Origin of the sequence: Allopontixanthobacter sediminis (genome assembly GCF_009828115.1) — a bacterium.
GTDB lineage: Bacteria > Pseudomonadota > Alphaproteobacteria > Sphingomonadales > Sphingomonadaceae > Allopontixanthobacter > Allopontixanthobacter sediminis.
In genome coordinates this window covers 383,768-404,699 of the sequence record NZ_WTYL01000002.1, presented here as the reverse complement: position 1 = coordinate 404,699, position 20,932 = coordinate 383,768, and the positions used below count along the sequence as shown (strand labels likewise).

Sequence of the window (20,932 nt, the reverse complement as noted above, 5' to 3'; positions counted from 1 at the left end):
ATCGATCGGTTCCCGTCCCGTCATTCGCCAACGCATTCCTTGATGGAAAGCCGGCAAACGATGGCCCCTGCCCCGGACATGGGCAACCGCAGCAGAGGTCTATCACCCTTAAGAGACACGGCTGGCTTTGGCCGGCACGCACCGCGGCGCCAGCCTCTGCGGGGGTCATTCCGAATGTAACAGCCCGACACCCTTTCGGTGACCGTATCATTCGCTTGGGCCAGCCACCTACTAATCCGGCTAGTGCCTGATTGCTCACGTGCGCTGCCGCTGGCGGGCGAATATTCCATCGTCAGTCCGCAATCTTGCAGATTCGGGCGTCTGGGAAAGTAGTTGCTTGGTCTGGATCTTGGATCCGAACGGAGAACGATGAACAAGCCGAACCATAGCTTTGGGACCGCACCCGCACGGGGCACCGCTGAAAGGTGGGCTGCTGGCCCCCGGCTCAGGCGTTTCGTTCCGGAGGGGCTGGAGAAAACGGTAACCCTTGGGCAGATCGTCCGCTTTTGCACGGTCGTGACGCTGGATTTCGCTACAATCTTCCTCACGCTCGGCCTTACATTTTTTCTCGATCAGGGTCCGCTGCTGGATGACATCGTGCATTCGCTGGCCTTTATTGCGGCGTTTTCCGCGACCGCTTGCGTATGCTTCGTCCTTGCGGGCCTCTACAAACGAAGCTGGCGGTTCGTGAACTTCTCCCATTCGATTTTCCTATGCTCGGTAATCACGGTGGGACTGATTATCAGCTGGGTCGGATCGGCCGCTTGGCCGTTGCGGACGATGGGTCCAGAACTGGTGCCGCTGGCCATCATCCATTGGGCATTCGCCACCATCTGCATGCTGGGAACCCGGATGGCACGCCGCGCCTGGTGTGAACGACGCGACCGGCGCACTGGCCGGATGGCGCGCAAGAGCCCACGGCCGGCCGCCGAACCGGTGCACACCGCCATCCTGATTGGTTCGTATCAGTGGGCCCGTCTGTCGATCGACCTCGCGAATTCGGAAGAAAACTCCACGGTCAGGATTGCAGGGGTCCTGCTTCCCCACCGCGAGAGCACGCTGCCACGGATCAACGAAGTGCCAGTCCTCGGGAGCCAGCACGATATTGTCAGTGCAGTCGAGTTCCTGACAGAAAGGGGTATGGCCCCGCAGCATGTCATCGTTTGCGATGACGGGACCTACCTCAGCAATCGCGATGTCTCGCAAATCAACCATCGATGCCGTGAACTGGGACTCGAAGTTTGCCGGGTGCGCGATCCGTTGGCGCAGTTGCTCCAGCGCTCCTCGGGCTCGCAGCCGAGCAAGCTGCCAATCGAGGCCCTGCTTGGACGGACGGAATGCAATCTCGACAACAGTTCGGTCGTGCGGCAGATCGCCAATAACACCATCCTGGTTACTGGCGCGGGCGGAACCATCGGATCGGAACTGTCGCGGCAGATCGCCGCGTTGAAGCCGGCGCGGCTGGTCCTTATCGACCACAGCGAATTCAATCTTTACACCATCGAATCGCGGTTGAGGGAGGTTTATCCGGGGCTTCCAATCACGGCGGAATACCTCGATATCCGCGATCAGGTTGGTGTCAGCAGGCTGTTTGCAAGGCATCGCCCGTCGATCGTCTTTCACGCCGCGGCCCTGAAACATGTCCCGATCGTGGAAGGCAACGCCTGCGCTGGTGCCCTGACAAATGTCATCGGCACGCGGAATATTGCCGATGCGGTATGCGAGCATTCGGCCAAGGCGATGGTCCAGATATCCACGGACAAGGCGGTCAATCCGATCGGGGTAATGGGCGCGACCAAGCGGGTGGGCGAACTCTATTGCCAGGCGCTCGATATGTGCGGCGTTGACGATCCGGACGCACCGCGGTTCATGACCGTCCGCTTCGGTAATGTCCTCGGCTCGAGCGGTTCTATCCTGCCCCTGTTCGAACGGCAGCTGAGGGAAGGGCATCCGCTGACGGTTACCCATCCGGATATCGAACGCTACTTCATGACCGTCCGCGAAGCGGTCCAGCTGATCCTTCAGAGCAGCTCCAGCGCGCTCGAGGCGCAAACCCGGCGCGGCTCGATCTTCGTGCTGGACATGGGTGAACCGGTTCGGATCGTCGATCTGGCGAGACGGATGATCACGCTTTATGGCCTTGAACCCGATGTGGACGTGCCGATCGAATTTGTCGGCTTGCGGCCGGGCGAGAAGCTGTACGAGGAACTGTTCGACATGTGCGAAGAGCAGTTCGAATCCGCGATCCCGGGGATATTCGAAGCCCGTTCGCGCCCCCTGTCGCTGCCGCTCATCATCGGCGCGACCGAAAATCTCCGGCGCCTGGCAGAGGACGGCGACGAGGACGGAGTGAAGCGGGTGGCCCACGACATCGCCCGCTATCCCGGCCGGAGCGAGGAAGCCGCGACAGTTTCCTACCTGTTCAGTCTGCAACATGACATGCCGGGCGAAACGTTGCCAAAATGAACGGGCTCGGAAACCACCAGGGAAAATATCCCCAAAGGATACCATGCAGCAAGATCTAGCCCTGAAACCCGGTGTGAAAAGCAACTGGCCCGCCCACCAGGCGGATGAGATCCAAGCGGCCATACGGGTGCTTGCCGAAGGCCGGGTGAACGGTCTCGTCCATGGCCATGAAACGGCCGCTTTCGCGGAAGAGTTCGCGAAGTTTTGCGGCGCGCCTTATGGCATCTGCATGGCGAACGGAACGGTCACGCTGGAAATCGGAATGCGTGCGCTCGGGATTGGCCACGGCGATGAAGTCATCGTTCCCGCCCGCAGCTTTTTCGCTACCGCCAGCTGTGTGCTCGCGGTCGGCGCACGGCCTGTTTTCGCGGATATCGAGGAAAGCAGCCACACCATCGATCCAGCCTCGGTGGAACGGCTGATAGGCCCCCGCACCCGCGCGGTCATTTGTGTACACCTGGCCGGTTGGCCCTGCGATATGGCCAAGCTGCGCGGGGTTTGCGATGTTCACGGGTTGTTGCTGATCGAGGATTGTGCCCAAGCCCACGGTGCGCGGATTGCCGGTCGTTCGGTTGGAACATTCGGGGATATCGCCTCGTTTTCGTTCTGCACCGACAAGATCATGTCGACCGGGGGAGAGGGCGGGATCCTGCTGTGCCGGGACGAGGACGTCCACGAGCGCGCGTGGTCTTTGAAGGATCACGGCAAGAACCGGCAGAAGCTGAGCGATTCCGGCGGCCGGCCGGGCCAGTTCCGCTATGTCCACGACATTCCGGGCACCAACGCCCGGATGACCGAATTGCAGGCCGCTATCGGACGGGTCCAACTGCGCAAGCTCCCGGATTGGCACGCGGCGCGCTGCCGCAACGCCGGGGTGCTCTCCCAGATGCTTTCGGGGCATCGGTCACTGGAACTTCCCCTGCCGCCCGCCGACGTCCAGCACGCCTGGTACAAATACTACGTCACCCTCGCCGGTGATATCAGCCGCCCTTCGCGTGAACGCGACCGAATGATCGGCATCCTTATCGCAAAGGGCATTCCCTGCGGCAGCGGTTCATGCCCCGACATGAGCCGGGAACTGGGGGTCGCATCGTTCCTGCCGCGCCGTGACGGTGATCTCGAGACCGCACGAAGGGTTGGCGAGCGGACCATCATGTTTCCGGTTGATCACACGCTGGGACGCGGGGATATGGAATGCATTGCCGAAACCCTGAGGGGGATCGGATGAAGGGAACGATCTATGACGCGCCGTGGGTTCCCAAGTTTATCGTAATTGGCGCGGTGAAGGGGGCGACCACCTGGGTTCAGACGCAGTTGCAAGCCAATCCGCGGGTTTTTCTGCCGGATCCCGAACCGCACTTTTTCAGCCGCGACTTCGATCTCGGCCTTGAGCACTACCACCGTTTTTTCACCAAAGCTCCGCCGGGTGCGCTGGTGGGGGAGAAATCGGCCGATTATCTTGCCGATCCGATGGTGCCCGAGCGTGTCTCCGGGTTATTGCCGGAAGTCCGATTGGTGGCCCTGCTGCGTGATCCGGTGGCCCGGGCCTATTCCGACTACAAGATGCTCTTCCGCCGCGGCGAAGTAACCGGGATACCCGCCGACTATCTCGCCAATCCCGACAACCCCCATCCCCGCTTCCTCAATGACGGTCTTTACGGTCGCCACCTGAAACGTTGGCTGGATTGGTTCCCGCGCGAGGCACTGCTGATGTTCCTGTTTGAAGACCTGGCCACGAACAGCAGGGAGGTGGTCGAGAAAGTATCGCGCCACATCGGTGTGCCGCCGGTTTTCGATCCTGAATTGGCCAGACGGAAGCAGAACAATAGTGAGGAACGACTCATTCCGCGCACGCTTCGCACGGTGCTCGCGCCTCTGAAGGGAGCCGTGGAGCCGCTGCGGGGGAACCCTGTTTTCGAATTCGCGCGGGATAAACTGGCCCGGCCCATCGCGTACCCTCCACTCGCCCCCGAACTGGAGCGCTGGATGAGGGACTTCTATCTCAAGGACATCGAGAAGCTGGAATCACTCGTCGGTATCAACCTTGACCGGTGGAAGGAACCCGATTGCTCAAATGGGTTGCAACTCACCCGTAAGGGATAAGGACTTATCCGATGCGGCAATGGACCTTTCGCGCCAACAGGTTGATGTTCGCTACTTGGGTCGGCGCCTTGAGAATGGCCCGACAGTTGGAATACAGGGCTGCAAACACCGTTGCGGCCAGGGAGATATCGCAATGAGTTTGACATCATCCTTGATCACGCGCGTCTTGATCGTCCGGGTGCTGACAGCATTGCTGGGTTGCAGTGTCCTCGCGGCTTGCTCCAGCGGAATATCCAGCCTTCCCCGCCTGCCGTCGGCAAACCAGGCCGAATATTTGCTGCAGCCGGGGGATGAGCTTCGTGTCTCGGTGCAAAATGTCGCTGATGCCAACGGCACATACATCATCGATGGCAGCGGCGCCATTTCACTGCCGTTGCTGCAGGAGGTGCAGGTAGCTGGTCTTTCGCTGCGGTCGATCGAGCGAGCGATCGGTGATGGTTATCTGAAACGGGGCTTGCTCAAAAATCCGGTCGTGTCGGTCCAGCCCGGCGCGCTGCGTCCGTTCTATGTGATCGGCGAGGTGAACAGGCCCGGCGAACAACCCTACCGGCAAGGGATGACAGTCCTTTCGGCTGTGGCGGCTGCGGGGGGGTACACCTACCGGGCAGCCGAAGGGGTGGTTGAAGTAATCCGCAACGTGGATGGCCGCGAAATCCGCACCCGTGCGATGGAGGAATCGATTATCATGCCCGGAGACCGCATCATTGTTCACGAGCGCTGGTTCTGACATGGGCAGGCTTCTCAATCCTCTGCTCGCCTGCAGCCTTCTGGCGTTGGTCCTGCCGGCCATGGCCAGCGCGCAGGAAGTCGGGTCGACCGCACCAAGCGTCTATGCAAGCGATCCGGAATTCACCAACCGCGCCGTCGGTCTCGGAGCTTTCCGCCTGACTGCCGGCGCCGAGGCGCGGATCGATTACGATTCGAACGTCTTTGCCGAACCTGTTGACGGTTCATCGGACGCGGTCTTCCGCGCCGCGCCGTATGCCGAGATCAGCAGGGAGGGCCCGCTCTCGCTCAGCTTGCGCGGTTCGCTCGATCTAAGGAGATACGCCAGCGAAAGCAGCGAGAATTCCGAAGGCGGCCGGGTCCAGCTGCGGGCCGGGCTCGCCCTGCCGGCAGGGCAATTGCTCAGTTCGGAAGTGTCCTGGGATCGCGCAATCGAGGACCGCGGCGATCCGGAGGCGCGAACGCTGCTGGGCCTGGGGCCCCGGCGCTACGATATCTTGACCGGAGGTCTGGCGTATCGCCGCACCTCTGCGCGATTCCTGCTTAATCTGGCGGCGAGTGCGCAAAAGGTGGATGCGCTCGATATCCTTGATGCCGACCGTGACTACAACGCCTATTCTGGCCAGGCTGCCTTTGGAATTCGTCCGGGAGGAGCATTCTATATCGTCGCTTCCGCTTTCACCAACCGGCGCGAATTCCGGCTGGAGGAAATCGTCCCGGGGGTGGACCGTGACACCACTACGTATGGCGGAAGGCTGGGCATTCAGTCGGACGGCAAAGGGCTGATCGAAGGGCGTCTTGCCGCAGGCCTGTTCAAGCTCGAACCCGATGATGCCGCAACGCAGTCGCGGACCGGGTTCTCGGTCGACGGATTGCTGACCTACCGGCCGCAGCGGCGCACCGCGATCTCGCTGGAAATGTTCCAGGGGGACGTTGCATCGTTCCGCGGCGGCGCTTCGGCACGCAAGGACAGCAGCATCAGCCTGCGGCTCGAACAGGAAATCCGCCACAATTTGCTTGGCCGACTTTCCGCGGGCTATCGGCGCACGAGCTTCTTCTCGTTGGCACAGCAACAGGAGACCTGGCGCCTCGGCGCGGAAGCGGAATATCTCCTCGGTCCGAACGCATCGCTTATAGCTTCCGTGCGTTACGGCGACCGCGACAGCGACATCCCGATCGAGGTGTTCGATCGTTTCATGGCCGGCGTAGGCGTTCGCATCAGGCTTTAGCCCTTGCCCGTTTCACAAGGTACTGCGCGCCGTCCGCAACTGTTCGTAGACCTGTTCGATCTGAGACACGTGGCGCTCTGCAGAAAAGCGTGTGACGGCATTTTCCCGTGCTCTTTCGGTCATTGCCCTACATCGCACCGGATCGCGCAGGAGGGCGTCTGCAGCTTCCGCCATCTCCCCCGGGTTGTCCGGCGGGACGAGCACCCCGTGATCGGGCGCGAGCGCTTCGGCATTCCCGCCGGACCGGGTTGCGACAACTGGCGTACCAGCCAGCATGGCTTCCACCAGCGTCCGGCCCAACGGTTCACCGATGGCGGGAACTAGGAGCACGTCGCAGGCCGATATCCAGTCGATGCCGGGGCTGCGAAAACCCATCAACCTGATATTCGCCTGCTCCATCGATGCCGCGCTGGATGATAGAATGCGAACGTAGAGGGCATCGTCGGCGGCCTCTCCGAACAGCAGGCCGAACGTTGGCTTCCCGGTTCGTTTGCCGAGTTCCCGCACGGCGGCGATAAAATCGAGCGGTTTCTTTCGGTCGATAAACAGCCCGAAGTACCCGCACAGAACGGCATCTTCCCGGCACCCCAGTTCTTCGACCAGCTTGCGCCGGGCCGCAGCGCGATCAATCGTCGCGGAAATGTCAAACGGACTATGGATCACCCGCGCGTGCCGCAACGACCCCCAGCGCTTCGCGGGCAGGGCGAATTCCGACACTGCCACGATGCGATCGGCCAGCAGCGGGGCCATGAAGCGAATGCCGCGCGCGGTGGGGTCGCTGCGATGATGCCAGACATGCGCTGTCCCCGCCAGCTTCGCCGCCAGCCCCCAATAGGCGTGGTTCTGCCCGTCATTGGTGTGGACGATATCCACCCCTTGCTCGCGCAGCAGTTTTGCCCTGTGCGGCAAACCGCGCATGGCAGCGGCAATCTTGCGCCAGCCGAACGGCTGACCCACCACGAAGTCGCGCCGGGCGGTCACGGGGTCGGGGATTTGTTCGAAATCCTCGAAGAAGCGCGAGATCCGGCTGCCGTTCTGGTCGCAGACGATCAGGATACGGTATTTGTCCCGGGGTAGCCGGTCGAGCAAGCCTTTCAGGGATACGTGGCTGCCGCCGAGGATCTCGCCAATGAGCGGAAAGCAAATTGTCAGCCGGTCATCGGACATCAACGGCTCCGGTGCCGGAGGGGCGGTCCTGCATGGCCGAGGCTTCCCGAAATGTCAGGAAATCCTCGAAGTTTGCGACACCATTGCCATCGGCATCGGCCCAGCTGTCCATCTGGTCCGGATTGGCGCCGTGCCGCAATTCCCAACCATCATCCATTCCGTCGTCGTCGCGGTCGGTATAGGGCACTCCGGTTGCCGGACCGGTCACCGGCCCCGATGGCTTTCGTCCGATGCGGCCCTCACGCCGGCTGATTTCCCGGACCACTCCGGCGTCGAAGGAATCGCGTGGCCACGTGCCCGAAGTTGCCAGCAAGTCGGCAAGGAGTTCGCTGGAGGGCTGCGGCACATGGGTCAGCTTGCATGGAGGGCGGTCGACAAGGATGGAATTCACCGCAGGCGAAACGTGCTGGAAATCGCCTTCAAACGCATTGTCCCACAGATACGCCTGCCCCTCCCCGGTGGCGGCGATGCCGGCGCGAACAATTCCCGTTGCGGTTCGCGACGTATCGGGTCCCGCAATGAAAAGATTTCCCACCAGCGACACGGGCGATCCGCCTTCGCTTTCCCAGATTTCCGCAAATTCGGACTGGGCGTTGTAAAACAAATTGTTGACCACTTCCACGCACGAACCGGGCGGGAAGTTTATGTCCGGGTTGCGGTCACCATTGTGGGCACAGATGTTACGGATGAAGCTGACCGACTGAGGGCCCTCGGGATCGCTGGCGAGCAAGGCGCATTTGTCATGCGGGGGAGTTCCGGCTGCGAAGATCGAATTGCTGATGGTAATGTCGTCATTGTCGGCAAATCCGTTGACCAGTTCGTCTCGCGCCCAGCTGGCGCTGACATGGTCGATGATCACGCGCCGGCTGTCTTCGATGGTCACCCCGTCTTCCGCGCCGCGTTCCCCGCCCGGCATATCGGGCCGAACCCGGATGTGCCGGATGATGATGTCGTGCGTCTTCTTGATTACCAAAGGCGTCCGGCCTTCTGCCCCTCCCGCATGGGCGAGGGTGATCCCCCCGCCGGGCGCAGTCTGCCCGGCGATCGTCAGATAGGGATTGCGAATTACCGGCGGCCGCGAAGTGAAGCGGATGGTCCCGGCAGTCCTGAACACGCACACGCGCGGTCCGGCTGCCTCGATGCACTCTCTCAGCGAACCCGGGCCGCTATCCGCAAGCGTAACCACCGGAATGATCTTGCCGCCATGTCCGCCGCGCGCCGCTGCGCCATGACCCATCGCACCGGGAAACGCGCCGACTGCCGGGGGCGCGGCCACTTCGGGCGGCTTCGCGCTTTGCTGGCGAGAACCCGAATCCGCTGCAAAGGAACACGCGGCGAGCAGAACGGAACAGGAATAGGCTACAGCGCGGGAGTTTCTCAAGACTTCGCCCCTGACGGTCAATTGGGCACCGGCGCGCCGTGGCCAATGAAACCCCTTACAGAACGGAAAGATGACTATCGGCAGTCACCCGGGCCTTAACAAGATATCATTCGTATGATGGCGCCAGTTGTGCGCCCCACCGGGCTACCCATTATGCGCCAGGTTCTGCCCGAACTTGCTTTTGCCTTCGCCATCGGCGCGCGGCACATTCCGGTCATGGCACGGCCGATCACCTCCGAAAACAATGCCCTGCCCGGTCACGGGAGAGCACTAGACTACCGCGCGACCGCGCACGTCGGCGATGGCTCCGCATATCGCTCGCAAAGGCTGTTCGATGCGATCATCATTTGCGCAGTTTTCCTGAGCACTTGGCGGGTCCTGCGCTGGGGGTGGACCAATGTCACCGTGTCCGACATCGGCCTGGTCGTGGCCGGATCGTTCCTGCTGATGCGCGGGCGGTTGAATGTCAGGCCGCTCGGTGAACTCAGCAGTGTCTGGTATCTCGCGTTTGCCGCGATGATCGGCGGCCTGCTTTTGGGGTCGCTCGCTAATGGCGAACCGGTTCGGTGGTTGATCGGTTCGGCCCAGTATTTCCTCGCCTTGGTGTTCGTGCCGATGCTGTTCATGAGCCTGGACCGGCATTTGCTGGTGCAAAGCATGAAGGCCTTCGTCCTGGGGGTCGCGCTGTCACAGATTATCGGGATCGTCGCGGCGCAGTTCTTCGATTTCCACGACACCTACTGGACCATCGACCACGGGTTCATCACCCCTAACGGCCGGATCGGTGCGATGAGCGGGGAACCGAACCTCAATGGCGCAACCTGCGCGTTCGGGTTCGCGATGTTGGCGTATCTCTACCTCAGCAGGTTGATTACGGTTCGGTTCGCCGCTTTATGCGGGGTGGCCATCGGATGGGGCCTGCTGATGAGTGCCAGCTTCACCGGTTTCTCCGCAACCATGTTTGCCCTTGTGGTGATCGTGACGTTGTCCGGCCTGCGCGGCACGGCCAGGATCGGTTTGCCGGTCCTGGTGGCGGTCGCCTGCTACGTCCTCCTTGGCGGACCCTTGCCCGAAGCGTTTGCGCAAAGGGTAGGCGGCGCGATTACCACAGGCAATCTCAGCATGGCCGGAACCTACGTCGAGCGTTCGCAACTGATCAGGGAAGCATGGGCAATGGCCGATAGCCATTTGCTGGTCGGCGTGGGCCTCGATGGTTACCGCGATGTAAGTTCCTACGGGATCCCGGTGCACAATCTGTTCCTGCTCCTGACCAACGAGGGCGGCTTGCTTTCCATCGGTGGGCTCTTGGCGATGCTGGGAATCCTCCTTGCGTGGTTTATCGGCACCTACCGCCGGCACCGGCTCGAAGGCAGCGTGGGCCTCGCGGTGCTCGGGGTGTTCATCATCTACGCCATGGCAATTCCGCACATGTACACCCGGGTCTGGACCATACCGGTAATGCTTTGTGCCGCGCTGGCGCTGCAATCGATGCGGCTTGCGCCGCATGCACCCGAGTAGCGCCGGACCGGCGATGGTTACCCAGTCCCCACTCACAAGGCTGCGTGCATCGATCCTGAGCGGCGAAGGCTTGCGCACGATCCGTTGGCGAAGCGTCCTGCATTTGATGTCGGGTAGCGCCGGGAACGCAGCCATCATGCTGCTGGCCACGCTGCTCGCGGCCCGCACGCTGGAGCCGGAACAATACGGTGTGATGGTCTTGATCCTGGCGATCGGCCGCGTGTGCGAACGGCTGCTTCGGTTCGAGTCCTGGCAACCTCTCGTCCGATTTGTCGCCGAGGAGGAGCACGTAGGCACCCCGGATAAAATCGCGCGCCTGTATCTTTTCGGCCTTTTGCTGGACGTTAGCAGTGCCGTGACCGCCAGTGCACTCGCCATTGCATTCGGGCTGTTGTTCGCCGGGCTGGTAGGGCTCGATTCCGACAATTCGTGGCTGATCGTGATCTATGCCTGCGCCATCGCCGTCAACATCCGCGGGATGCCCAGCGCGGCGCTGCGCCTGGGCGGACGGTTCAAGACCCTCGCCTATATTCAGCTGTTTGCCAATTCGCTTCGGCTGGTGCTGGCGGCGGCATGTTTCCTGGCGGATGCCGGGGTTATCGTCTTCATAGCGGTGTGGACGGCGGCGCAGATACTTGATTCGCTGCTATTTCTTTATTGCGGGTTCAGGGCGCTCGGGAAATCCGGCATTCCCAACCCCTTGCGCAGCAGTCCCCGAGGCCTTCGCAAGGAATTCCCGGGCTTCCTGGGTTTCGCGTTTTCAACCAACCTTTCCAGCATGGTGCGAACGTTGACGCACGAGATGGACACGTTGCTGGTCGGAGCGTTCGCCGGTCCGGCGATGGCCGGCCTGTACAATCTTGCCAAGCGGATTGCGAAAATGGCGCAGCAGATCGCTGACCTGATCCAGACGGTGGTCTATCCGGACCTGTCCCGTCTGTGGTCCAAGCGGAGCACGCCCGAATTTCGCCAAGCTGTCGTTGGCCTGCAGTTCCTCTTGCTGGTGGTCTGCCTTACCGTATTCGTCCTGATCCTGGTGGCGGGGCAGCCGCTGATCATCCTCGCGTTTGGACAAGGATACGCAGGCATTTACCCGTTGCTGCTTGCGCAGATCGTTGCGGTTGCCTTTACCATGCATTCGGCGCCGTCCCGATCCGCATTGCTGGCAATGAACAAGCCGCGTGCAGTATTGCTGGTTTCGGTCGCTTCGTCCGCTGCCTTCTTTGTCGCGGCCTTCCTGTTGATGCCAGCGATGGGCGCCCTCGGCGCCAATGTCGCCCATATCGTTGGTGGAGCCCTCGCGGCGATCCTGTTCGACGTCCTGATCTGGCGGCGGATCGGCAAGGAAAGTTCGAAGGATGAGCCAGAGGAGGGCAGCGCAGAATGAATGCTGCATACCCTCTGTTCAAACCGGGCGATGACATGCCCGCGACTGACACGAACCTGCGTGTCTGCTCGGTCGTGACGTCCCTCACCACCGGCGGCGCGGAAAACCTAGTGGTCAATCTCGGGGAGAAATTCGCGCAAGCGGGAATAGACCATACGGTCGTAGCGCTTTGCGATGCGGAAACGCTTGGCAATGCGGGCGAAACCGAAGCGGTGATGCGGGAACGGATAACCGGCAGCGGCGGTCGGTTTCGTTCACTTGGACTGACCCGCAAGAGGGGCTGGCTGAGCGGAGCCCGCGCCCTGTCGCGCTGCCGCCAGGAGCTGCGACCGCACATCTGGCATTTCCACACCGCCCGCGCGGTCCCCATGGCCCTTGCAGCGCGCCTTCCGGAGCCGGCAATCCTTACCCACCACAACAGCCGGCTGACTTTCCCGCCTGCGCTGTTCCGCCTGTTCGACGTGGCAATTGCGGGGTATATTGCCATCAGCCCCGAGATCGAGGCGGTGTACCGCAAACATGCCCGGCGTCCGGTACACCAGATCCGCAACGCTGCTGGCGGGTGTTTCCAGGCGCGCGGCGCGAGGGACGGCCTGCGTTCCCCGCCGCGCATCCTCGCCGTGGGGGCCGTTTCGTCCCAGAAGAACTATGACCTGCTGATCGATACCGCAGTCGCCCTGCGCACCAAGTTGCCGGACGAGAGGATGCCAGTCTTCCGGATCGCTGGCGGCGGCGAGGGCCTGGAGCAGTTGCGCGCCCGGGTCGCCGCGCTGGAGCTGGAAAATTGGGTCCATTTCCTTGGCGAACGGCAGGATATCAAGGAGTTGATGGAGCAAAGCGACGTGCTGTTCAATTGCTCGCTTTACGAAGGAATGGCTATCTCGATGATCGAGGCGATGGCGATGGCGCTTCCGGTTGTGGCAACTCCGGTGCCCGGAAACCTGACCATGGTCCGTCACGGAGTAAGCGGTCTTCTCGCCGCGTCGGCCGACGAATCCTCGCTTGCCGAGACACTGATCGAAGCCACGGAAAATCCCCATCACTACCGCACGTTGTCGCGCGGTGCCTTGATGGACAGTCGTCAATATTCGATCGACGCCTGCGCGCGCGCGCATCTGGAACTGTATCGCAGGGTTCTGCGGACATCGCTTGGCGAACTGGGCCTGTCATTCGGCCAACACCGGGTTGAAAGCGGCGCACCTACCATTTCGGACTAGTCCGAAGACACTGGCAGGCACCCTTTTGCCCAATGGATTTCCGCGTGGGGTCAAAGCACACTCGACGCTTATCTGTTCGAATTTCGAAGCGGGCCTCAACAATCACGGTGGATGATGGCAGAACTAGCACAGACGGGACTTGCGAACCTCAGCCGATCGGCTGCTCTGGGGGAATTGCGGGATTATACGCTGCCGCCGGTGCCGAACGACCACCTCTCGCTGCGGGACCTGGTGCGTCTGCTGCAACGTCACAAATTGCTGGTTATCTTCATCGTGGCCAGCGTGACACTGGGCGTCCTCGCCTATCAGCTGCTGTCACCCAACCAGTATCGTTCGGTCTCGCAGATCCAGGTCCAGCTGATCGACGAGGTCGGGACTAACCAGGCCGACGTGAATTCCCGTAACGAGCAGCGAGTGGCGAATGCGGTTCGCCTGCACCGCTCGCGGTCGTCGGCGGACGCAGTGGTGCGTGACCTCGACCTGCTGGATAATCGCGCATTCATGAAGGAAATGGGCAATCCCGAAGCCAGCAAGGCTGCATTGCGTCAGATGGCGATAACGCAATTACTGACAATGGTCGATGTGACGAACGAATCCGGGTCGGACCTGATCCAGCTGGCCGTGACATCGCAGAATCCCGAGCTGGCAGCCTTGATCGCCAACCAATACCCCGAATCGGTCAGCGACGTGCGCAATACCAACAGTAACGAACGCCGCGAAGAACTGATGACGTCGCTGCGGGCCGAACAAAAGGACCGCGCCGAGAAAGCCCGCCTGGCCTCTGAAAAGCTGGCCGAATTCCGGCGCGATGCGCGGATGCTTGTCGGCGCGGGCAGTCAGGAGGACCTGCTGCAAGTCAACCGGATCGGCGCCGAGGCCGCATCGGCCCGCGCGAACAGCGCCGGATCGGCGTCGCGCAGTGCGGTCGTAAGCCGGGCGGCCAACTTCCACAGCACGGCGCAAGCGACTTCGGCGTCGCTGCAGCAATTGCAGCAGCAGGAAGCGCAGCTGGTTGCCGAAAAAGCCCGCCTCGGTTCCCTCTATGGCCCCAACCATCCCGACATGGTTCGGGTCACCGCCGAACTGAGCACGGTCGAGGGCGCAATCCTCAATGCCCGGAACGAAGCCGTCCGCGCGGCGCAGTCGGTCGCCCAGGCAGATGGCGCGCAAATGGCGGAACTGGCCCGCAGCCAGGCCGCCCAGGACGCGGCTCGGGCCAGCCGTCTCGAAGGTTCGCTGGCAGCGCTTACTTCGAAGGCGTTCCAGAACAACGCGAATTCCGTGCAGTTGGCCGAACTGGAGCGTGCCGCTTTGCTCGCGGAGACGGCCTACGCATCGATCGCCGAGCGAATCGAGCAGATCCAGGCGCAGATGCAGCTGGAAGGGGTGAATACGATGTTGGTCTCACCCGCCGTCGCTAATTACGACCGGATTTCGCCGAAGCCGCTCACTTTTACGATCACCGCGTTCCTGGGATCTGCCTTGCTTGCCTCGCTGGTTGCGCTTGGCATCGACCTTCTGGATGACCGGTTGAGAACCGCAGCGCAGATACGCCGTCTCTTCCGTTTGCCGACGCTGGGTATGGTGCCGCTGATCGAGGGGAACCTTACCGGCGTCATCGAAGACAGCCCGGTGATCCGCGACCCCCAATCCATGTTCGCCGAAGCCGTCCGCTCGACCTATTCGGAATTGCGTTCTTTACCTCGCAACTACCAGCCGCAAACGGTCATGGTCACGTCCCCCTTGCCGGGTGACGGGAAGTCGACCGTCTCCCTGAGCCTGGCTGCAGCGGCGATCGCGATGGGCGACAAGGCGATCCTGGTCGACCTCGACCTTCGCCGGCCGGGGCTGCTCCAGAAGCTGCAGGGCGAAATGGATACGCCCGACATCGTCGACGTCATAAATGGGCGGGTCGAGCTGGATAACATTCTGGAAGATCACACCGCACGGCCGCTTATCGAAGGGCCCCGGGGTCTGTCCGAAGTCGAGCCGACCGGCCGTCTCGTTCTCCTGAGTGCCAAGCGTCCGGTCCGCGATCCGGCAGCCATCCTGACCGCTGCGCGGCTCAACGCCCTGATCCTGCAATTGCGGGAAAAGTTCGACCTGATCGTGATCAACGCGCCGGCAACGCTCGCCGTTCGCGATGCCCGGGCGATGTGCGACCTTGCCGACCATACGGTGGTCGTATCGCGGTGGGGCAAGACAACGATCGACCAGATGAAAGCCACGCTCGAATCGCTTGGCGGACGGACGGACGGAGTGATCTTCGACCAGGTCGATTATGCCGAACATGCGCGGCGGCAACTCGGCGATCCGATCCAGTATTACATGGAATCGTCCAGCTATTATTCGGATGTCGCCCCTCCGCGGCGCTCGATGTTCGGACAGTTCCGGCGGCTCTTCGGGCGTTCGCCGGAACCGGTGATGGAATGATTGCCTGACGGGCCGGCACCGGGGGTGAATGGGATTTGTCACGGATACTCGCCATTCTTCTGCTGGTACTCCTTGCCCCGCTGATGCTGGCGATATCACTGGTGGTCTTGTTCTCGTTGGGCAGTCCGGTAATCTTCCGCCAGCGCCGTTCAGGAAAGGGCGGTCATCGGTTCACTCTCGTCAAGTTCCGCTCGATGAACGACCGGCGGGACATGGCGGGGCAATTACTGCCGGATGAAGAACGGGTGACCGTTTCGGGCCGGTTCCTTCGCCGCACGAGGCTGGATGAACTTCCCGGCCTGATAAACGTGGCCAGGGGCGAAATGGCCTTCGTGGGCCCGCGCCCGCTCTTGCCGGAAACGATCGAGGGCCTTGGCAGGGACGGGCGCAAACGGGGCAGGGTAAGACCGGGCCTGACCGGCTGGGCGCAGGTCAATGGCAACACCTTGCTCACCCTCAAGCAGAAGGTCGAACTCGACCTGTGGTATGTCGACCATCACAACGTGTGGCTCGATGCAAAAATCCTGCTGCGGACAGTGCTGGTGATGGTCGCCGGCGAGCGCGTGTCGGCAGCGGCGGAAGGCCCGCAGCCTAGGTGAAGCCGCCGATTATCCGCGGCAATTCGTCGAAGGATGCAACCTCGGCCTCGGCCGCATAGGGTGCAGCGGGCGGCACCGGATCGTGGATCCGACCGGGCCGATTGACCTGGATGCTGCGCCAACCCAGTTGGCGCGGAGCCAGGAAATCCTTGGCGGGATTGTCCGCGATATAGACATGTTGTTCCGGCGGCGCCCCCGACCAGTTCATGATCTGGCTGAAGGCGCGGATATGCGGCTTACCGTAGCCGGCCGGCCACGACCCCGTGGTCAGGATGAGGCCGAAGTCCCCGCCTATCCTGAGGCTCGCGATCTTGGCTTTCTGGGTCTTCTCCGGACCGTCGGTGATTATTGCCCGGGTGGACCGGTCGCCACCCGACAGGAAGGCCGCAGCATCATTTGCCAAGGCTATTTCCGGGCTGTGGTTGCGGTAGATATCGACCAGCCGGGCGATACCATCTTCGTCTTGCGGCAATCCGGCCCGCGCCAGCGCAGCATCGAACACTTTGCTTCGCGTTCCGCTATCAAACAATTCCCAGCAGGCCTCACCAAACCCGGCGATTCCTTCGGTTTGCGCGACATGCGTTCCCACCGCACGGAAGCCGCTGCGGACGAAATCCCGTTCGAGATACAGCGTGTCGTCGAGATCGAACACCAGGATGGGGCGGTCAATCATCTCAGCGGTAAATGGCGGCATCGTAGCGCAGCATCAACGTTCCGCTTCGCCAGTTTTGATCGGCACAGGCCGGCTTCCCGAGCGATTCCAGGATGACGCTTTCAGCATACCGGGCACCCGCATGGTCGGCGAGGGGATAGCCGCCGCCGAAACGCGCATTGATTTCGAACACGCAAGGCCCCAGCCGCGCATCGTCGATCAGCTGGAAGCAGATGGCTCCGCGCAGGCCGGGCAAAGCGGATACAAGCTTGCGGGTGATCTCCTCGAACGCCGCGTTGTATTCCGTGCGGCCCTTCTCGACTTCTCCTGCACGCACTCCGATCCGCAAATGCGGGACGACGGAAAGCAGTGCGCCGGAACCGTCGATATAGGCGCTTATCGTGTATTCCGGACCCTGGAGATAATGCTGCACCAGCATCGGTTCGGGGTAGGTATCGCGCAGGTCTGCTGGACCTCGCAGGATCTCGATCCCCCGGCTCGCGCTGCCGGCAACCGGCTTCAGGAACAGCGGCCAATCCCATGACGCCAATTCCTCGCGGACTTCCTCCAGCAAGGCGGTCTTCGGCACCGGCACTCCGGCCTGCTCGATAATGTCGGAGCACGCGTTCTTGTCCCGCACGAGGGCGATCACTTCCGGAGAGGAAACATGTACATAGGTGCCCGATGCCGCGAAGTCTTCACGCCGCTCTGCAAGCACGCGCAGTTCGGTGTCGATCGTCGGCACCAGTGCGGCGATCCGGTTGGTCCGGCAATAGTCGAGCAGGGTTTCCGCATAGTCGGCGTCGGTGCATGCCGGGACCGCAAAGCAGCTGTCGGCGTGTTGGCAGGCCGCGCTCATCTCGGGGTTCATATCGCAGGCGCTAACGGCGATCTCGAGATCCAGTTTCCCGGCGGCCCGCCGGAAGCAATCGATCAGTCCGACGCGCCGTCCGGCGGAGGTGAACAGCAGACGGTAGCTTTGCGAGTTCATTTGGCGACTTCCCGTCCGGCAATAGCCTTGTTGTCAGCGATAGCGGGCGAGGTTTCCGCCAGTTCTTCCAGGGCCCGATCCCATTTGCGCAGGATGTTCTGCGGCGCGTACCGGCGGGCCGAAAGCGCGGCTGCCGTGCCTAACCGCTCCCGCAGTTCCGGGTCATCCATGCACCGCGCCAGGGCCGCTGCCAACGCCGTGCGGTCCTCGACCGGGACGAGAATTCCGTCCGCACCATCCTCGATCATTTCCGCCGGGCCGAAATCACAACCGGCTGCGATCACTGGCAGCCCCGCCGCCATCGCTTCCCCCAGGACATTGGGAAATCCTTCATAACGCGAAGGAAGCACGAATATGTCGGCGCCGTGTAGCCAGGACCCGGGGCGGTCACTGAGGCCCATGAATTCGATCCGGTCGGCCGCGGCGCTTTCCTGCGCTCGTCCAACCAGGGCATCGCGGTCCGGCCCGTCGCCCCATATCTGCAGCCGCCATGCTGTGCGGTCTCCGGCAATTCGGGCGAAACTGTCGATCAGGATATCGAAGCCTTTCTGGAACGTCAGCCGCCCGACCGCGGCGATCGTCTTCGGTGAGGTGTGCTTGGAAGAAATCGGCCATTTCCCGATGGGGTTCGGGATCACCCGCACGCGGCCTTGGACGGCCTCAGGAATGCAGCGCGTCACGGCCGCAGTCTGGCAAATGACCATGTCCGCGCGCCGGTACGCGAGCCGTAGCACCGCATTCCATAGCCAATGGGCCTGCTGCTGCTCGGGATTGTTCCGCTCGCAGCAGACGACCCTCACTCCCTGGCCGAGCGCGGCGACCAGCGTCAGGAGGATATTCTTGGTGAGAAAGGCCAGTACAATTTCAGGCCGCTCGCGCTGGATAATCCGGCGCAGGGCAATGATGTCGCCGACCTTGGCGAATTTTCCTGACCCCGGTGTCGTATTCGTACGGCCCAGCCGCAGAATCGATACCTCCTGCGGGAAGTCGTGATAGGTCGGATCGTCAGGCCTGTCGAAACAGGCGATCGTCACCTGCTTGCCCTGATCCGCCCAATGCTGCGCCAGCTGCGAAACGACCTTTTCTGCACCACCTGCCCCCAGGCCGCTAATAACAAACAGGATTCTCTTCATTACGCTTTCCGCTTCGGAGCTGGTCCGGAAACCCGGTAGGCCAGCATACCAGACACGCGCGGCTTCGGAGGTGGGCATCGGGCCTACTCCGTAAGGTGCATTGCCTGCTGCGTTATGGGTCGGAACGAAAATTCGGCCTGGCGGGCCCGGCGAGACTATTGCGTGATGGGATGCCGCCCCCAACCCCATGTGATTACGCCTTCTTAGCGCTGGCTTGCGGCAAGCCGTTACCGCACATCGGTCCTCATCAAGCCAGGGGACGCCGGAATGGGAGCAGATGGCAAGACGCCGGAAATGCGGGCGAAGTGGATCAGCCATCTTCCCCTGTGGATCGTGCTCGCGTTCACCGCCTGCATTGCGGGGCGCTCGCTTACGTTTCCGATCAACCGTGATGAGCACATGTTCGTCACGGCGGCGCAGCAACTGCCGCAGGGCGATCTCTACCGCGATCTCGGCTACACGCACTTGCCCAATCTGGCGCTGCTGTTCTCAGCGATCTTCGAAGCAAGCGGCACCGAACATTTCCTGCTGTCAGCAAGACTGGTTGTCATAGCGAGCTGGGCGTTCGCCTTGCTGGTGCTGTGGCGAATCGGGCTGCGTCTGGGAGCATCTACGCTCGCTGTCGTTACCAGCATGGCTCTTCTTGCCTGCAACATTACCTTGCTCGGGCCTCCCGGGATGCTTGCCACCAACAGCTTCCTGCCGATACCGTTCGCATTTCTGGCATTTTATTTCCTGTTAGGGGCGCTGTCCCCGGACCTGCCCCGCCGTCGCCGGTTTGCCGAAGCGTTCCTCGCCGGAGTTACGACGTCGATCGCGATTGGCCTCAAGGCCAATTTCATCATCATGGCCCCGGGCGTGTTCCTGGCCTGCTTGCTGGCCGCCCGCAGCCAGCCGCTGATGGAGCGGATCAGGTTGCAATGCCTGCCTTTGGGTATCGGCGGCATCCTTGGCGGGCTTCCCTCGATCCTTGCCCTTGCCCGCGATGCGGAAGCGACAATCGCCCATACGGTAAGCTATTTCACCGTCCTGCACACCAGCTTCTGGGGCGACTCGGACGAACCGAAGGTGATGAGCATAAACGGCAAGTTGCTGCTCGCCGAAGAGGTCTGGCTCGGCGGCACCACGATGCTGGCGGCGGTAGGCATTCTGGTGTTCGCGTTTCGCTCCTACCGTGGCGGCGGAGGGGAGGGCGTGCGGCAAGTCCTGTTTCGTTGGCCGGTATTGCTCGCCGGATCACTGGCGCTCTGCGGAGTCGCCGTTTCCTTCGTACCCACGCCGTCATTCCCGCAGTATTTTGTACCGCCCATTCCCTTCCTGATCCTCACCTTTCTCGCGCTATGCCCCGCTGCACCCGGGGTCCCCCGGACGGAGTATCCGATCCTCTCGGCACTGCTTGTCACGGCGCTGATCGCAGGCAGTTTACGGCTGATACCCGGACTGGTTGACCTCGCCCGTCCGGGCAGCTGGACCGGGCTGAAAACGAACCGGGTGATGAACGCCGCGCTGGATGACGCGAATGTCGCGCCCGACGCCCGGATCGCTACGATGTCCCCCGTTCTCGCGCTCGAGGGGGGGAGGCAGATCTACTCCGAATTCGCCGCTGGCCAGTTTGTCTACCGAGTCGCGCCCTACATGACCCAGGCCGTCCGGCAATATTACCGCACGACCTCCCCCGCCGAATTGACCCGCTTCCTCGATGCGAGCCCACCCGACGCGATCCTCGTCGACACGTCGGAAACCATTGAATCGACGCTCGTCGATTACGCCCGGTCGCGCGGAATGCGGGAAGTCCCGGTGGATCGGACGATCGGGTCACCTCGGTTCAGGCTGTTCGTACCTGCTTCGAGACACACCGCGCCCGAAGGAAGGCCGAACAGCCAATAAGGGCTAGTTTTCGCCTAATCCCGATGCCCAATTCGGTTTGGCA

General features: G+C 62.1%; 16 protein-coding genes. 11 read left to right on the top strand and 5 right to left on the bottom strand.

Translation table 11 applies throughout. The annotated features are described in order from the left end of the window. The first annotated feature begins 369 nt into the window (after positions 1-369). From GRI65_RS07675 to GRI65_RS07655, 5 genes are all read left to right on the top strand, one after another. Positions 370-2,466 (top strand): polysaccharide biosynthesis protein, encoded by a 2,097-nt coding sequence (locus tag GRI65_RS07675; protein WP_232843997.1) that lies wholly within the window; start codon positions 370-372, stop codon positions 2,464-2,466. A 43-nt stretch (positions 2,467-2,509) separates the two neighbouring features. After that, positions 2,510-3,694 carry a DegT/DnrJ/EryC1/StrS family aminotransferase gene (locus tag GRI65_RS07670; RefSeq protein ID WP_232843996.1) on the top strand — a complete coding sequence of 395 codons (1,185 nt, stop codon included), beginning with the start codon at positions 2,510-2,512 and terminating at the stop codon, positions 3,692-3,694. Beyond that, on the top strand, positions 3,691-4,569 hold the full coding sequence (locus GRI65_RS07665) for a sulfotransferase domain-containing protein (protein WP_160755942.1): 879 nt from the start codon (positions 3,691-3,693) through the stop codon (positions 4,567-4,569). The genes GRI65_RS07670 and GRI65_RS07665 overlap by 4 nt, the downstream gene beginning before the upstream one ends. 133 nt (positions 4,570-4,702) lie before the next feature. Then, positions 4,703-5,296 carry a polysaccharide biosynthesis/export family protein gene (locus GRI65_RS07660; RefSeq protein ID WP_160755941.1) on the top strand — a complete coding sequence of 198 codons (594 nt, stop codon included), beginning with the start codon at positions 4,703-4,705 and terminating at the stop codon, positions 5,294-5,296. Between the two features lies 1 nt (position 5,297). Continuing rightward, entirely contained in the window at positions 5,298-6,524 is a 1,227-nt protein-coding gene (locus GRI65_RS07655; RefSeq protein WP_160755940.1) for an outer membrane beta-barrel protein, read from the top strand. Positions 6,525-6,536: 12 nt separating this feature from the next. Here the strand turns inward: GRI65_RS07655 and GRI65_RS07650 are convergent, their stop codons facing one another. Then, the gene (locus GRI65_RS07650) at positions 6,537-7,691 is read right to left on the bottom strand and encodes a glycosyltransferase family 4 protein (RefSeq protein WP_160755939.1); all 1,155 of its coding nucleotides are present in this window, start codon (positions 7,689-7,691) and stop codon (positions 6,537-6,539) included. Further along, positions 7,681-9,072: a pectate lyase family protein gene (locus GRI65_RS07645; protein WP_202391221.1), complete on the bottom strand. Its 1,392-nt coding sequence runs from the start codon at positions 9,070-9,072 to the stop codon at positions 7,681-7,683. The genes GRI65_RS07650 and GRI65_RS07645 overlap by 11 nt, the downstream gene beginning before the upstream one ends. A 153-nt stretch (positions 9,073-9,225) precedes the next feature. Here GRI65_RS07645 and GRI65_RS07640 point away from each other — a divergent pair, with 153 nt between their 5' ends. The 5 genes from GRI65_RS07640 (at position 9,226) to GRI65_RS07620 (ending at position 16,226) form a co-directional block, all read left to right on the top strand. Next, positions 9,226-10,590 (top strand): O-antigen ligase family protein, encoded by a 1,365-nt coding sequence (locus GRI65_RS07640; protein WP_160755938.1) that lies wholly within the window; start codon positions 9,226-9,228, stop codon positions 10,588-10,590. 13 nt (positions 10,591-10,603) lie between these two features. Then, positions 10,604-11,977, top strand: coding sequence for a lipopolysaccharide biosynthesis protein (locus tag GRI65_RS07635; RefSeq protein ID WP_160755937.1), 1,374 nt, complete (start codon positions 10,604-10,606; stop codon positions 11,975-11,977). Further along, positions 11,974-13,194: a glycosyltransferase family 4 protein gene (locus GRI65_RS07630; RefSeq protein WP_160755936.1), complete on the top strand. Its 1,221-nt coding sequence runs from the start codon at positions 11,974-11,976 to the stop codon at positions 13,192-13,194. Before GRI65_RS07635 ends, GRI65_RS07630 begins: the two co-directional genes overlap by 4 nt. A gap of 111 nt (positions 13,195-13,305) precedes the next feature. Beyond that, a complete protein-coding gene (locus GRI65_RS07625) occupies positions 13,306-15,627 on the top strand; it encodes a GumC family protein (protein WP_160755935.1) in 2,322 nt (773 codons plus the stop codon). Positions 15,628-15,662: 35 nt separating this feature from the next. Further along, positions 15,663-16,226 (top strand): sugar transferase, encoded by a 564-nt coding sequence (locus GRI65_RS07620; RefSeq protein ID WP_232843995.1) that lies wholly within the window; start codon positions 15,663-15,665, stop codon positions 16,224-16,226. On the opposite strand, the gene GRI65_RS07615 is transcribed toward GRI65_RS07620, so the two are convergent. From GRI65_RS07615 to GRI65_RS07605, 3 genes are read right to left on the bottom strand one after another with little or no spacing between them, the layout of a single operon-like run. Next, positions 16,219-16,899, bottom strand: coding sequence for an HAD family hydrolase (locus tag GRI65_RS07615; protein WP_160755934.1), 681 nt, complete (start codon positions 16,897-16,899; stop codon positions 16,219-16,221). The genes GRI65_RS07620 and GRI65_RS07615 overlap by 8 nt on opposite strands. A gap of 1 nt (position 16,900) precedes the next feature. After that, complete coding sequence (locus tag GRI65_RS07610) at positions 16,901-17,869, bottom strand: ATP-grasp domain-containing protein (protein ID WP_160755933.1); 969 nt, start codon at positions 17,867-17,869, stop codon at positions 16,901-16,903. Next, the gene (locus tag GRI65_RS07605; RefSeq protein WP_160755932.1) at positions 17,866-19,080 is read right to left on the bottom strand and encodes a glycosyltransferase family 4 protein; all 1,215 of its coding nucleotides are present in this window, start codon (positions 19,078-19,080) and stop codon (positions 17,866-17,868) included. The genes GRI65_RS07610 and GRI65_RS07605 overlap by 4 nt, the downstream gene beginning before the upstream one ends. Before the next feature lie 189 nt (positions 19,081-19,269). Between GRI65_RS07605 and GRI65_RS07600 the strand changes: the two genes are divergently transcribed. Beyond that, the gene (locus tag GRI65_RS07600; protein ID WP_160755931.1) at positions 19,270-20,889 is read left to right on the top strand and encodes a hypothetical protein; all 1,620 of its coding nucleotides are present in this window, start codon (positions 19,270-19,272) and stop codon (positions 20,887-20,889) included. The last annotated feature ends 43 nt before the right edge of the window (positions 20,890-20,932 follow it).

Coding starts and splice junctions, on each gene's coding strand:
- GRI65_RS07675 (WP_232843997.1), top strand. CDS start 370: ATGAACAAGCCGAACCATAGCTTTGGGACCGCACCCGCACGGGGCACC.
- GRI65_RS07670 (WP_232843996.1), top strand. CDS start 2,510: ATGCAGCAAGATCTAGCCCTGAAACCCGGTGTGAAAAGCAACTGGCCC.
- GRI65_RS07665 (WP_160755942.1), top strand. CDS start 3,691: ATGAAGGGAACGATCTATGACGCGCCGTGGGTTCCCAAGTTTATCGTA.
- GRI65_RS07660 (WP_160755941.1), top strand. CDS start 4,703: ATGAGTTTGACATCATCCTTGATCACGCGCGTCTTGATCGTCCGGGTG.
- GRI65_RS07655 (WP_160755940.1), top strand. CDS start 5,298: ATGGGCAGGCTTCTCAATCCTCTGCTCGCCTGCAGCCTTCTGGCGTTG.
- GRI65_RS07650 (WP_160755939.1), bottom strand. CDS start 7,691: ATGTCCGATGACCGGCTGACAATTTGCTTTCCGCTCATTGGCGAGATC.
- GRI65_RS07640 (WP_160755938.1), top strand. CDS start 9,226: ATGCGCCAGGTTCTGCCCGAACTTGCTTTTGCCTTCGCCATCGGCGCG.
- GRI65_RS07635 (WP_160755937.1), top strand. CDS start 10,604: ATGGTTACCCAGTCCCCACTCACAAGGCTGCGTGCATCGATCCTGAGC.
- GRI65_RS07630 (WP_160755936.1), top strand. CDS start 11,974: ATGAATGCTGCATACCCTCTGTTCAAACCGGGCGATGACATGCCCGCG.
- GRI65_RS07625 (WP_160755935.1), top strand. CDS start 13,306: ATGATGGCAGAACTAGCACAGACGGGACTTGCGAACCTCAGCCGATCG.
- GRI65_RS07615 (WP_160755934.1), bottom strand. CDS start 16,899: ATGATTGACCGCCCCATCCTGGTGTTCGATCTCGACGACACGCTGTAT.
- GRI65_RS07610 (WP_160755933.1), bottom strand. CDS start 17,869: ATGAACTCGCAAAGCTACCGTCTGCTGTTCACCTCCGCCGGACGGCGC.
- GRI65_RS07605 (WP_160755932.1), bottom strand. CDS start 19,080: ATGCCCACCTCCGAAGCCGCGCGTGTCTGGTATGCTGGCCTACCGGGT.
- GRI65_RS07600 (WP_160755931.1), top strand. CDS start 19,270: ATGGGAGCAGATGGCAAGACGCCGGAAATGCGGGCGAAGTGGATCAGC.